The 14,465-nt window shown below is 30.9% G+C and carries 14 protein-coding genes; 10 read left to right on the forward strand and 4 right to left on the reverse strand.

The features are described 5' to 3' along the window. The first annotated feature begins 62 nt into the window (after positions 1–62). The 3 genes from mecA to pepF all read left to right on the forward strand — a co-directional run bounded on the left by mecA (position 63) and on the right by pepF (position 3,744). Positions 63–782: an adaptor protein MecA gene (gene mecA, locus GVY01_RS02575; RefSeq protein WP_029055569.1), complete on the forward strand. Its 720-nt coding sequence runs from the start codon at positions 63–65 to the stop codon at positions 780–782. Positions 783–899: 117 nt separating this feature from the next. Further along, positions 900–1,892: a competence protein CoiA gene (locus GVY01_RS02580; protein ID WP_159333631.1), complete on the forward strand. Its 993-nt coding sequence runs from the start codon at positions 900–902 to the stop codon at positions 1,890–1,892. Positions 1,893–1,935: 43 nt separating this feature from the next. Continuing rightward, positions 1,936–3,744 carry an oligoendopeptidase F gene (gene pepF / locus GVY01_RS02585; protein ID WP_017637393.1) on the forward strand — a complete coding sequence of 603 codons (1,809 nt, stop codon included), beginning with the start codon at positions 1,936–1,938 and terminating at the stop codon, positions 3,742–3,744. A gap of 320 nt (positions 3,745–4,064) precedes the next feature. Here pepF and yjbH read toward each other — a convergent pair whose 3' ends face one another. The 3 genes from yjbH to GVY01_RS02600 all read right to left on the reverse strand — a co-directional run bounded on the left by yjbH (position 4,065) and on the right by GVY01_RS02600 (position 5,933). After that, complete coding sequence (yjbH, locus tag GVY01_RS02590; RefSeq protein WP_159333632.1) at positions 4,065–4,874, reverse strand: protease adaptor protein YjbH; 810 nt, start codon at positions 4,872–4,874, stop codon at positions 4,065–4,067. 16 nt (positions 4,875–4,890) lie between these two features. Then, a complete protein-coding gene (locus GVY01_RS02595) occupies positions 4,891–5,262 on the reverse strand; it encodes a truncated hemoglobin YjbI (protein WP_029055566.1) in 372 nt (123 codons plus the stop codon). An 89-nt stretch (positions 5,263–5,351) separates the two neighbouring features. Then, a complete protein-coding gene (locus GVY01_RS02600; protein WP_017637390.1) occupies positions 5,352–5,933 on the reverse strand; it encodes a CYTH domain-containing protein in 582 nt (193 codons plus the stop codon). Between the two features lie 260 nt (positions 5,934–6,193). Here GVY01_RS02600 and GVY01_RS02605 point away from each other — a divergent pair, with 260 nt between their 5' ends. The 7 genes from GVY01_RS02605 (at position 6,194) to fabI (ending at position 13,119) form a co-directional block, all read left to right on the forward strand. Beyond that, positions 6,194–6,541: a hypothetical protein gene (locus GVY01_RS02605; protein WP_017637389.1), complete on the forward strand. Its 348-nt coding sequence runs from the start codon at positions 6,194–6,196 to the stop codon at positions 6,539–6,541. Between the two features lie 16 nt (positions 6,542–6,557). Then, a complete protein-coding gene (locus GVY01_RS02610) occupies positions 6,558–7,193 on the forward strand; it encodes a GTP pyrophosphokinase (RefSeq protein ID WP_017637388.1) in 636 nt (211 codons plus the stop codon). Between the two features lie 12 nt (positions 7,194–7,205). After that, the gene (locus tag GVY01_RS02615) at positions 7,206–8,015 is read left to right on the forward strand and encodes an NAD kinase (RefSeq protein WP_017637387.1); all 810 of its coding nucleotides are present in this window, start codon (positions 7,206–7,208) and stop codon (positions 8,013–8,015) included. Continuing rightward, entirely contained in the window at positions 8,012–8,866 is an 855-nt protein-coding gene (locus tag GVY01_RS02620; protein WP_017637386.1) for an RluA family pseudouridine synthase, read from the forward strand. Before GVY01_RS02615 ends, GVY01_RS02620 begins: the two co-directional genes overlap by 4 nt. Before the next feature lie 41 nt (positions 8,867–8,907). Further along, the gene (mgtE, locus tag GVY01_RS02625; RefSeq protein WP_371106437.1) at positions 8,908–10,281 is read left to right on the forward strand and encodes a magnesium transporter; all 1,374 of its coding nucleotides are present in this window, start codon (positions 8,908–8,910) and stop codon (positions 10,279–10,281) included. Positions 10,282–10,291: 10 nt separating this feature from the next. Next, positions 10,292–12,136 carry a monovalent cation:proton antiporter family protein gene (locus GVY01_RS02630; RefSeq protein WP_017637384.1) on the forward strand — a complete coding sequence of 615 codons (1,845 nt, stop codon included), beginning with the start codon at positions 10,292–10,294 and terminating at the stop codon, positions 12,134–12,136. A gap of 212 nt (positions 12,137–12,348) precedes the next feature. Beyond that, a complete protein-coding gene (fabI, locus tag GVY01_RS02635) occupies positions 12,349–13,119 on the forward strand; it encodes an enoyl-ACP reductase FabI (protein ID WP_017637383.1) in 771 nt (256 codons plus the stop codon). Positions 13,120–13,312: 193 nt separating this feature from the next. Here the strand turns inward: fabI and cozEa are convergent, their stop codons facing one another. Next, complete coding sequence (gene cozEa / locus GVY01_RS02640; RefSeq protein ID WP_017637382.1) at positions 13,313–14,398, reverse strand: lipoteichoic acid biosynthesis protein CozEa; 1,086 nt, start codon at positions 14,396–14,398, stop codon at positions 13,313–13,315. Positions 14,399–14,465: the final 67 nt, after the last annotated feature.

Genomic DNA, 14,465 nt, shown 5'->3' on the forward strand with positions numbered 1-14,465 from the left:
AATTTAAGTCACGTTCTAATACAATATGGTTACTATTCATCGACTGTAAGGAGTGAGATGATATGAGAATAGAACGCGTAGATGATACAACAGTTAAATTGTTTATAACATATAGCGATATAGAAGCGCGTGGCTTTAGTCGTGAAGATTTATGGACAAACCGCAAACGTGGAGAAGAATTCTTTTGGTCTATGATGGATGAAATCAATGAAGAAGAAGATTTTGTTGTTGAAGGTCCATTATGGATTCAAGTACATGCCTTTGAAAAGGGTGTGGAAGTGACTATTTCTAAGTCTAAAAATGAAGAAGCTATGAATATGGCTGATGATAATCATTTTGATCAATTTGATGACCAAGTAAATGAACTTCTAGCTCAAACACTTGAAAGTGAAGATAATGTAGAAAATATATTTGAACAACGCGATCAACAAAAGAAAGCACAACAAGAACAACCTCAAAGACAGCGTAAACAAGCAAGTATGCGTACTGTCATAGTTAAATTTGAAGATCTAGAGCAAGTAATAAATTATGCTTATCACAACAATCAAAGTACAGTAGAGTTTGAAGATTTACTTTACATGATTGATTCACAATATTATTATGCTATCCATTTTGATGAAAATGTAGATCAAGAGACAATTAATGATAGTTATAGTCAATTGTTAGAATTTGCTTATCCAACAGATAAAACTGAAGTGTACTTGAATGACTACGGTAAAATCATTATGAGTCACAATGTCACTTCTCAAATGCGTCGTTATTTTACTGACGCAACTGAATAAAAATAGTATTTTAGACGAGACATGAAAATGTCTCGTTTTTTTATGGACTTCTTTAAACCTATATGTTGTCAAAAGTAAAAATAGTGTTTGCTTCGTTAACATTTATGAGGTGAACGTATGTTAGAAGCTTTAAATCATAACAATGAACATATCTTAGCTAAAAACGCCATTAAAAATGTGGATTATTATTGTCCTCATTGCCATTCAAAATTAATTTTGAAAAAAGGAATAAAAGTTATGCCTCATTTTGCACATGAAAGCCAGAGTCAAAGATGGTGTGCAAAAGGTGAATCAGAACTTCACTATCACGCAAAATACCAATTAGCAACTATGTTAAAACGATTAGGATATACTGTCCGAATTGAGCCATTTTACAAATTGATTAATCAATTACCAGATATAGTAGTTAACGATAAAATAGCGTTAGAATTACAGTTTTCTATGATTAGTTTATCAAAGATACGACTACGTAGTGACGGTCTGAATAGTATTGGATTACATCCCATATGGATTGTTAAAGATATTAAATATGATAAAAGCAAAATGATGCTAAGTCTAAGTGACTTTCAAGCAAGTACTATTGATTGTGAAACTAAGAGACTTTTAACTTGGAATGAACAAGATAAGTCACCTATAGTTTATTCAGATATACAACATATTGGTGGTAAGACATTTAAAGCGAGAAGACAAACATTGATAAACTATTTAGATAAGGCTAATAAACTTAGTCATAGTTCAAATACAATTTATAAACTGAGTAATCAAAAGATTTTAAAATATATACAACGATGTTGTTGGAAGAATTCAGTATTAGAGCCTACTTTAAGTGCGATGTATCAATTACAATTGTTTGAGGATAAGGTGGCGTATAAAGTGGGATTTATCGTACCTCATCAAATATATATCAAAACCCATCCTATCGAATGGCAACTTCAATTATTGTTATTAGAGAAAGAAAAACGATTGAATTATCAATACTTTGAAAAATGCCTTGATTTCAGACAATTTTCAAATCCTACAAAAGCTAAAATTGAGATTATTAAGGCGATAATAATGGAATATCAATATGCTATAAATCTTAACAGTAAAGACGTGCAAATTATCTACTAAAATGAGAAAATTAAGTTATTGAGAATTTCGAGGAGGTTTATTTATGAATCAACAATTAACTAGAGAAGAACAGGAACTTAAATATCCTGAATATACATGGGATCTAACAACGATTTTCCCAAACAATGAAGCATTTGAAGAAGCATTTAAAGAAGTTGAAAATGATATCGGTAAAGAAGAGCAATTTAAAGGGCACTTAGGTGACAGTGCCGAAACTTTATATGAAGCATTAGCATTAGAAGATGAAATAGGTACTAAATTAGAGAAGGTGTATGTTTATGCTCATCTTAAACAAGACCAAGATACTGCTAATGATCAATATACTGGTATGGAATCACGTGCACACCAATTAATTATTAAATACAGTTCAGCATGGAGTTTCTTAGTGCCAGAGATTTTACAAATTGATGAAGCGACAATTCAATCGTTTATTCAATCTAACGATAAATTGAAACAATATGAGTTCGATTTACAACTTATTAATGAAAAACGTCCACATATTTTAGATGCTGATACTGAAAAATTACTTACTGAAGCTCAAGATGCTTTATCTACACCATCAAATGTATATGGAATGTTCAGTAATGCTGATCTAGAATTTGAAGATGCTATAGATAAAGATGGAGAAGCACATCCACTTACACAAGGTACTTTTATTAAATATCTAGAATCAGATGATAGAGTATTAAGAGAATCTGCTTTCAGAAATGTTTATAAAGCTTATGGAGCACATAATAATACTTTAGGTGCAACATTAGCAGGTGAAGTTAAGAAAAATGTCTTTAACGCTCGTACACACCATTACAATTCTGCACGTGAAAAAGCTTTAAGTAATAATCATATTCCGGAAGAAGTTTATGATAACTTAGTGAAAACAGTTCATAAATACTTACCTTTACTACATAGATATACTAAATTGCGTCAAGAGTTATTAGGTATTGATGATTTGAAAATGTATGACTTATATACACCATTAGTAAAAGACGTTAAATTTGAAATGCCTTATGAAGAAGCTAAATCATGGATGTTAAAAGCACTTGAACCTATGGGTGAAGAATATTTAAATGTAGTTAAAGAAGGACTAGAAAATCGCTGGGTAGATGTATATGAAAATAAAGGTAAACGTTCAGGCGGCTACTCATCAGGTGCGCATTTAACAAATCCGTTCATCTTATTAAATTGGTCAGATACAGTATCTGATTTATATACATTAGTTCATGAATTTGGTCATTCAGCTCATAGTTATTTCAGTCGTCAAAACCAACCTTCAAACTTAAGTGATTATACTATATTTGTAGCAGAAGTTGCTTCAACTTGTAATGAAGCATTACTAAGTGACTATATGGATAAACATCTTGACGATGAAAGACGCTTATTACTTCTAAACCAAGAATTAGAACGATTTAGAGCAACTCTATTCCGTCAAACTATGTTTGCTGAATTTGAACATAAAATTCATCAAATTGAAGAAGCGGGTGAACCATTAACACCTAATCGTATGAATGAAGAATATGCCAAATTGAATAAACAATATTTTGGAGATGCTGTCGAAACTGATGAAGATATCAGTAAAGAATGGTCTCGAATTCCACACTTCTATATGAATTATTATGTATATCAATACGCAACAGGCTATAGTGCTGCACAAAGTTTAAGTCATCAAATTTTGACAGAAGGGCAACCAGCTGTTGAAAGATATATTAATGAATTCTTGAAAAAAGGTAGTTCAAATTATCCAATTGAAATACTAAAAAATGCGGGTGTAGATATGACAACACCAGAACCAATTGAACAAGCATGTGAAGTCTTTGAACAAAAATTAGATGCTTTTGAAAAGCTAATGAAAGCTTAATATGATTGAATTCGCTTACATTATGAACAGATTGTGACAATTTAAAATTTAATAAACTGAATGGTTGAAATGGGGTATGTGTCGTGTTATATTATGAACATGAAATTAATCACATAACAAACATACCCCTTTGTTTGAAGTGAAAAATTTCTCCCATCCCCTTTGTTTAGCGTCGTGTAATCAGACACGGCGTTTTTTTTATTTATTATAAAATTATACGTTGAACAATATACATAAATTATACAATTAATGAATAAACAAAAAGCCAGCACAAAAGATTATTTAAAATCATTTTGTGTTGGCTTTATTAATATTTATATTTAACAATTAGGTTTGGGCATTTTTGATTTCCAAAATTTACCTTCAGGATAATTAAGTTTTTCAACTTTTTGTTGAAGCATTAATTTTTTTAGTTCTTTATTAAGTAATTTCTCAGGCCATTCATATATAGTAAGCAATTCTTCCATTGTAACAAGTTGCTTTTGTTGAATGTATGTCTCTAATTTTGGTGGTAAGTTCTTTTCAATAGGACTACCCATAAGTTCGTTAATAATATATGTGTATATATGGTAAGGATATAATCCTTCAACTTTTAAACCTTCTTCGTGCACATCTTCATTGAAAAAAACGAGAGAAGGGGATTGTTCAATTTCCATTTCACGTGCTATATGCAAGTCAACTTTTAAACTTTCAGTAAGTTTACTTTTTTGTAAGTCTTCTTTAAACACTTCATAATCTATTCCAGTATTTTTTACACAATCACATATCATTTCTTCAGTGATAATATCACGCTTTGGAATAATTTCATTTTGCATTAAATGAATAAAACGCTCAGCTCTTAAACGACCTTGTAATTCAGCCGCTTTATAAGCAAGGGCAATATTATCAAAATCAGAGGTGCTTTGTGCTTGGCATTTTGTTAAAACTTTTAATGAAGGATTAAGAATATGTCTAACACGTATATATTGATTATATTCAATTCTTAATTTAGATAAAATTGCGGATAATTTAAAGCAATCTTTACTAAAGGGATCGAAAAAAGAGTAAATTTCTATTTTGCATACAGGTGATAGATCAGTATTTGCATCTTCACAACTCTTATTCTCCATTACTCTTAACTCTTCAGCCATGTCATTTCACCTACAATTAATTTTCGGAATTTACCATGTGATTAGCTGTTAGTCGCAATCTTTCATATAAATAGTCTCCAACCCCAGCGGGAAAATTAGCGTGGGTAATCGCAATAGACATATTTTCTAACCAAGCATCGCGTTCAAATTCAGTAATTGTAAATTCCATATGTCGTCTTTTTAACATGGGGTGTCCATGTTCTTGAGTATATAAATCAGGGCCACCTAAAAACTGAGTTAAAAATTGTTTTTGCTTTCGACTCGTTTCTTTAAAATCACCAGGGAATAAATGATTAATTCTATCGTCTTGTTCAACTAACGAGTAAAAATGATCAATCATTTGATATAGTGCGTCTTGCCCGATGATGTCATAAGGTGTTCTAGGCATATTATCACCGTGTTCCATTAATATATATCTAATATAACATGAATTTTTACATATGAAAGTAATTTGCATTATAGCTATTTTTTGCTAATTTAAGATAATTCTTTTTTTCGTTCAAAGAATCGTTGAACTTTATTCAATGGTTTTTGGTGAGCCAGATTAAATGACTGAAGTAACTCATTGAATTTTGTTAAACCTTCTTCATATTGGTTAACTTCAAATTCAAGTTCATAATCCTCAGTGCCCAGATATTCACTTTTATCCAGTACAAGTAATTCATTTTTATAATTGGTTTCCATTCGATATGTTGTTAATGCACCTAAAATAGATAAACTACCATCTTGAATGCCGTATTTTTCAGATATAATATGTCTAATGTCTGATGGTAATTGATCGTGGCTAATTACTTTATTAATTTTAGGTTCTATAGATACATCAAAATTATATTCTGTTAAACCGACTTCTGCTGGAACTTTAAGCGTCATTTCATAAGTATCGTCTTTCACACGTATTCTTAAAGCCGATTGATTTGATTTTAATTTAAAATCCTCAGTGTCAATATAATAGTTAATTTGTTTAAAAGGAGTATCGTCCTTAAAGTATTTGTGTTTAATGTCATTATATACATTTTCATTTAGTATTTGTTTAAATTCAATTTCATTATTAGTTGCCATGATAGAGATACACCCCGATGCTTTTCTTTATGTTTATTTTAAATTTATCAATATTATGACGTAAATCATCCATGATTTAAAGTAATTTTGATCATTTTGACGATGTACATTTTTACATATATTTTAATAATATCAGACATATACTTTTGGTTTTAATTTGAACAATCATAAACCTAATAATAATGTAAGAATAATGGCATAGATATGTGTGTTGAATGGCCAAATTATGTTAAACTAATATGGAATAAGGAGGGGCAAGCATGCGTATATATATAAATGAGATAAAAGTGAAAGATGATACAATTTATTGTTATTCAGAAGATTCTATTGAAGGATTAGAAGAAGTAGGACAAATGCTTGTTGACAGTGATAACTACGGATTTGCTTACATATTAGATGATGGACAATCCTATTCGTATTTGATCTTTGTTGAAGAAACATGGTCAATGCTACATGAAAATAAAGGTAAAAAACTAGTCGTAAATGAAACGTTAGAACTTAAACATTTCCAAGAAGAATTAGATTACATATTGGATAATATAGAAGGTAATAATAACTATGGTAAGGAGTTTGTTTCTGCTGTTGAAAAAACTTTTGAACTAGAATGAAGCGGAGTGAATGAATATGAACCAGTGGGATCAATTTTTAACACCTTATAAACAGGCCGTTAATGAATTAAAAGTAAAATTAAAAGGATTACGTAGACAATATGAAATTAGTGAACATAGTTCTCCCATTGAATTCGTAACAGGCCGCGTAAAACCTATTTCAAGTATAATTGATAAAGCCAATAAACGTGGAATTCAATTTGATAGATTAAGAGAAGAAATGTATGACATAGCTGGGTTACGAATTATGTGTCAATTTGTTGATGACATCGATGTAGTTGTCAATATTTTACGTCAACGTAAAGACTTTAGCGTCGTTGAAGAAAGAGACTATATTCGTAATACTAAAGAAAGTGGTTACCGTTCTTATCATGTCATCATTGAATATCCAATTGAAACATTGAGTGGACAAAAGTCGATATTAGCTGAAATTCAAATTAGAACATTGGCAATGAACTTTTGGTCAACGATTGAGCATACATTGCGTTATAAATATGATGGGGATTATCCAAGTGAGATACAACATCGTTTAGAAAGAGCAGCTGAAGCGGCATACTTATTAGATGAAGAAATGTCTGAAATCAAAGATGAAATTCAAGAAGCACAAAAATACTATACTCAAAAGCGTGCAAAAAAGCATGAAAATGACTAATGAGGTGTAAAGATGCGTTATACAATCCTAACTAAAGGCGATTCGAAATCCAATGCGTTAAAGCATAAAATGATTAGCCATATGAAAGACTTTCAAATGATTGAAGATAAAGAAAATCCAGAAATAGTCATATCAGTTGGTGGCGATGGTACTTTACTTCAAGCCTTTCATCAGTATAGTCATATGTTATCGAAAGTAGCATTTGTCGGTGTTCATACTGGCCATTTAGGATTTTATGCTGATTGGTTACCTCATGAAGTCGAAAAATTGATTATTGAAATTAACAATTCAGAATTTCAAGTCATTGAATATCCATTATTAGAAATCATAGTCCGATATAATAATAATGGTTATGAAACAAGGTACTTAGCTTTGAATGAAGCAACCATGAAAACTGAAAATGGATCAACATTAGTTGTGGATGTTAATATTCGTGGAAAACATTTTGAGCGTTTTAGAGGTGATGGTTTGTGTATATCTACACCATCAGGTTCTACAGCCTATAACAAAGCATTAGGTGGAGCGTTAATTCATCCTTCCCTTGAAGCAATGCAAATTGCTGAGATTGCGTCAATTAACAATCGCGTGTTTAGAACGGTAGGGTCACCACTTGTGTTACCTAAACATCATACTTGTCTTATTACTCCAGTGAATCATGATACGATACGTACGACTATTGACCATGTCAGCATTAAACATAAAAATGTGAATGCGATTCAATATAGAGTAGCAAATGAAAAAGTAAGGTTTGCACGCTTTAGACCATTCCCATTTTGGAAAAGGGTACACGATTCCTTTATTTCAAGTGATGATGAAATATGATATTCCGTTATACAATTACGCAAAAAGAAACGCTTAAAACATTTTTAAAACGACATGATTTTTCTAAGAAAACGATTAGCGCCATTAAAACTAATGGCGCTTTACTTGTAAATAATAAACCTGTAACAGTAAGGTTTGAACTTGATATCAATGACAAATTAGAAGTGCGTTTACCAAAGGAAGTTCCGAGCGCTAACTTAGTTCCATATTTGAAACCATTAGATATTTTATTTGAAGATGACTATATTATTATTGTCTTCAAACCTAATGGACAAAATTGTGCACCTTCTCGTGAACATCCACATGAGAGCTTAGTTGAACAAGTTTTAGGTTATTTACAAGACAAAGGTGAAAATACTAACCCACATATTGTTACACGATTAGATCGTAATACGACTGGTATTGTTTTATTTGCAAAATATGGATATATTCATTACTTATTTTCAAAAATTAATATGAATAAAAAATATATATGTTTAGCCCATGGTTTAACAAAACCAAGTGATGTGATTGAAGCGCCCATTTCAAGAACTAGTCATAGTATTATTGAAAGACAAATATCAGAAAATGGTAAGTATGCTAAAACCATATATCAGACGATTAAACAAAAGAGTCATGTAAGTTTATGTGAAGTCCAATTATGTACTGGTCGGACTCATCAAATAAGGGTGCATTTTCAACATTTAGGTCATCCTTTAATTGGTGATACATTATACGGTGGTAAACATGATAAAATAGAGGGGCAATGTTTACAGTGTTACAAACTAACATTTGAACACCCAGTAAGTAAAAATACAATTGAAATAACAACTGATTATAAACAACTAAATCAATGGTATGACATGATATAAAAAGCATTTTGGAGGTGTTTAAATTGTCTAACGACACAGAAATGAAAGAGAAAGAATACGCTAGCGAAGATGTGTACGATAAAGACTTATTAGATCAATTATTACAAAATGAAGATATAGATGCATTTAGAGAAGAATTTTTATCAATGCATAATTACGAACAAAGTGAATACTTTGAAGACACTGATGATGAGAATAGACAAAAAATATTCCAATTCTTATCACCACAAGAAGTTGCTGATTTCTTTGATCACTTGGATATAGACGATGAGGATTACGAAGAATTATTTGAAAAAATTAATGCAAACTATGCAAGTCATATTTTAGAAGAAATGTCATACGATAATGCAGTAGACATTTTAAACGAATTAACTAAACCTAAAGTCGCTAGTTTACTTACATTAATGAATAAAGAAGATGCCAATGAAATAAAGGCATTACTACATTATGAAGAAGATACCGCCGGCGGTATTATGACAACAGAATATCTTTCATTAAAATCTACTACTCCTGTTAAAGAGGCATTAATGCATGTTAAAGAACAAGCGCCAAATGCTGAAACAATTTACGTGATTTTTGCTATCAATGAAGATGATCAATTAGTTGGGGTTTTATCTTTAAGAGATTTAATCACAGCTGAGAACGATGCTTATATTGAAGATGTAATGAGTGAACGTGTTATTAGTGTAGATGTCGCAACTGACCAAGAAGACGTTGCACAAACAATGAGAGACTATGATTTCATTGCAGTACCTGTTGTTGATTACCAAAATCATCTATTAGGTATTATTACAATTGATGATATTTTAGATGTTATGGATGAAGAGGCAAGTGAAGACTACTCTCGTTTAGCCGGTGTCTCTGATATTGATTCTACTAATGATTCAGTAATCAAAACGGCAACAAAACGTTTACCTTGGCTAATTATTTTAACGTTTTTAGGTATGATTACTGCAACAATTTTAGGTAGCTTTGAAGACACTTTAGCAAAAGTCGCTTTATTAGCAGCCTTTATACCAATTATTAGTGGGATGTCAGGTAATTCTGGTACGCAATCTTTAGCCGTATCTGTACGTAATATTTCAACTGGTGATATCGACGAACAAAGTAAATTTAAAGTTGCTTTAAGAGAAGCGGGAAGTGGCTTTTTATCAGGAATTGTTTGTTCCATCATTTTAATCATTATAATTATTGCTATTTATAGACAACCCTTATTAGCAGTCATTGTTGGTGGCAGTTTAACGTGTGCTATGACAGTTGGTACATTAGTTGGATCAATGATTCCATTATTAATGAATAAATTAAAAATTGACCCAGCAGTTGCAAGTGGTCCATTTATTACAACAATTAACGACATTGTAAGTATGTTAATTTATTTCGGCTTAGCAACATCATTTATGTCATATTTAACTTAAGGAGGAACTAATGGAGTTCTTATCACTTGTGATTGTAGTTGTAGCTGCATTCTTAACACCTATTATAATAAATAGGTTGAATATTAATTTTTTACCTGTCGTAGTTGCTGAAATATTAATGGGGATAATTATAGGTAATTCATTTTTAAACTTAGTAACCAAAGATTCTATGCTTAGTATTTTATCAACATTAGGCTTTATCTTTTTAATGTTTTTAAGTGGATTAGAAATTGATTTTAACGCCTTTAAAAAAGATTCTCGTCCTCGACAAGGTGAAAGAAAAGAAGAGAAGAAATTACCAGGTCATTTAAACCTCGCAATGACAGTATTTGCATTAATCATGATTGTTTCAATTATTTTAGCATACGCATTAAAATGGTTTGGTTTAATAGATGATGTATTATTAATGATAATTATCATATCTACTATTTCATTAGGTGTGGTAGTTCCGACATTAAAAGAAATGAATATAATGAGAACGACTATTGGACAATTTATCTTGTTAGTTGCGGTATTAGCCGATTTAGTAACAATGATATTACTAACAATTTATGGTGCGGTTAACGGTCACGGTGGTAGTACCATCTGGCTTACAGGCATTTTGGTAGTATTTACAATTATTTTCTACGTGATTGGAGTACTATTTAAACGAATGTCATTTTTACAAAAATTAATGGGTGGTACTACACAAATTGGTATACGTGCCGTATTTGCATTGATTATATTACTTGTTGCATTAGCAGAAGGTGTTGGTGCTGAATACATACTTGGTGCATTCTTAGCTGGCGTAGTTGTATCATTATTAAATCCTGATGAAGAAATGGTTGAGAAATTAGACTCATTTGGATACGGATTTTTCATTCCTATATTCTTTATTATGGTGGGTGTAGATTTAGACATTCCATCATTAGTGAAAGAACCATCATTGTTAATCATTATACCTATTTTAATTTTGGCTTTTATAGTATCTAAGCTAATTCCAGTATTTCTTATAAAACGATGGTTTGATATGAAGACGACTGTTGCTTCAGCATTCTTATTAACGTCAACGCTATCATTAGTTATTGCTGCAGCTAAAATCGCTGAACAATTAAAGACAATTTCAGCAGAAACATCAGGGTTACTTATTTTAAGTGCAGTCATTACTTGTGTCTTTGTGCCTGTTATTTTTAAAAAGCTATTCCCAGTACCTAATGAAATGAATCGTCGTATTGAGGTAAGCTTGATAGGTAAAAACCAACTGACTATTCCTATCGTACAGAATTTAACTTCCCAATTGTATGACATTTCACTTTATTATCGTAAAGATTTAAGTGATAGTCGTAAATTATCCGATGAAATTACTATGGTCGAAATCGCTGATTATGAACAAGGAATACTTGAAAGATTAGGGTTATTCGATCGTGACATCGTTGTATGTGCGACTAATGATGATGAAATCAACCGAAAAGTCGCTTTGATGGCTAAAGAACATGGCGTAGAACGAGTGATATGTAGACTTGAAAGTACAAATGAAGACTTAGAAATGAAATCGTTAGGCATAGAAATATTTAGTAATTATCTAAGTAATAAAATATTACTTAAAGGATTAATAGAAACGCCGAATATGCTTAACTTATTAAGTAATGTAGAAACATCTCTATATGAAATACAAATGTTGAATTATAAATATGAGAACATTCAATTACGAAATTTCCCATTCGGTGGAGATATTATTTTTGTAAGAATTGTGCGCAATAATGATTCTATTGTTCCTCATGGTGATACGCAATTACGTTATAAAGATAGACTTATTGTGACAGGTTCAAAAGAATATGTAGATGAGTTAAAACAAGAATTAGAATTCTATTATTAATAAAGGATTATGGGTCTGTAAGTATACATCATACTTACAGATCTTTTTAATTATATAAATAATATGAAATTTAATATAAGTATAGTTTGAACTATAGAGTAAATCTAAAATGCTTTATTATCAGGTACTAAAAATGTTAAAATATATTGAGTGAAAAATTTAGAAACGTTTGAAATGATTTATTATATATCTTATTAAAAGGAGTTATTTGCATGTTAAATCTTGAAAATAAAACTTATGTCATTATGGGAATTGCCAATAAACGTAGTATTGGTTTTGGCGTTGCCAAAGTACTAGATCAACTAGGTGCTAAATTAGTATTTACATATCGTAAAGATCGTAGCCGTAAAGAATTAGAAAAATTATTAGATCAACTTAATCAATCAGAACAACGTTTATATCAAATCGATGTTCAAAGTGATGAAGATGTTGTTAATGGCTTTGCTAAAATCGGTGAAGATGTAGGCAATATTGATGGCGTTTATCATTCAATTGCTTTTGCCAACATGGAAGATTTAAGAGGACGTTTCTCTGAAACATCAAGAGAAGGTTTCTTATTAGCGCAAGATATTAGTTCATATTCACTAACTATTGTTGCAAATGAAGCTAAAAAATTAATGCCTGAAGGTGGAAGCATTGTTGCTACAACTTATTTAGGTGGAGAATTTGCTGTACAAAACTATAATGTTATGGGCGTAGCTAAAGCAAGTTTAGAAGCAAATGTTAAATATTTAGCACTAGACTTAGGTGAAGATAACATCCGTGTAAATGCAATCTCAGCTGGTCCTATTCGTACTTTAAGTGCTAAAGGTGTAGGTGGATTTAACACAATTCTTAAAGAAATTGAAGAACGTGCACCATTAAAACGTAACGTTGACCAAGAAGAAGTAGGTAAAACAGCGGCTTACTTATTAAGTGATTTTTCTAGCGGTGTTACAGGTGAAAACATCCATGTTGATGGTGGATACCACGCAATTAAATAATAAAGCTAGGAATTTTAAAACGAAAGCTACAAAATAAATCAAATGACCAAGTGAGATGTCTTTACGACCCACTTGGTTTTTGTTTTATGTGATTAGTTGAAGAAGTATTGGAAAACAATAAAAAACTGTGAAGAAGGCTATAGGCATCTTCACAGCTTTTTTAGTTATAATTTTATGTTATGTGAAAGAATATCTAATCTTTAACGTTACTATTCGCTTTATCGATAATTCGTTGACGATATTTAAAGATATTGCTAATTATTGTTTTTAATACTGCATATAAAGGTACAGCGATTAATATTAGTGTAAAACCACCTAAATCTCCAGCTGCTAAAATAACCACAATGATTGTTAATGGATGCATGCTTAGTGATTTACCCATAACATTTGGTGTAATGACATTTCCTTCTAATTGTTGTGCAATTAAAGTGATAACACACACCCAAACAAAAGTTGTCGGACCATCGATAATACCTAAAATAGCTGCTGGCGTGAATGAAAGCCATGGACCTAAGAATGGTATTAAATTAGCTACACCAGCAAATAATACTAATAATGGTGTATAAGGTAATCCAATAATTGTATAACCAATATATAAGATAATACCTAAAATAACACTAACTGTTACTTGTCCTTGGATATATGACTTCAACGTGTAGTTTAAATCTTTCAATAAATCTACTACAAATACTTTACGTTCTCCTTTGAAAAATTTACCAACTGCTGGAATGAATTTTTCGTGATCTTTTAACATATAAATAAGGAAGAACGGTACCATAATCAATAAGAAGATAGTAGAAATTAATGATGTGATATATGAAAGTGAGTTTGATAAGACATCTGTTACGCCATCACCCATTGATTTAACCATATTATTAATACGGTGAGTGACATCATTTGGTAATTTATCAATTTGAGTTAGTGCGAAATTAACCAGACGCTCAGTTTCTCTTTGTAATGCTGGTGTTTGTTTAATCAAATTATTCATATTTGAAATTAAGATTGGTGCAATAAAGGCTACAACTATAGCAATTATTGCTATTAACACGACAAATATAGTTACAATACTAGCCCATCTTGGAAATCCCCATTTTTCTAATAAATTTTGAAATGGTAAACATATATAAAATAAGAAACCACTAATAATAAATGGAAGGAAAACAGATCCAATAATGGTAACAATAGGGGTAAATACTTCATGCACTTGCATAAATAGTTTGATGAGTATGAACAACATAATTAAAGCTATGCCAGTTCGGAACCAAACTTTATTTAACATATATGATAGTCCTCCTGAAATTTTTCATTTTTTGATAGTCTTATATAGTATATCTCAAAATTTAATA

Source organism: Staphylococcus sp. 8AQ (genome assembly GCF_902506595.1).
GTDB lineage: Bacteria > Bacillota > Bacilli > Staphylococcales > Staphylococcaceae > Staphylococcus > Staphylococcus pasteuri.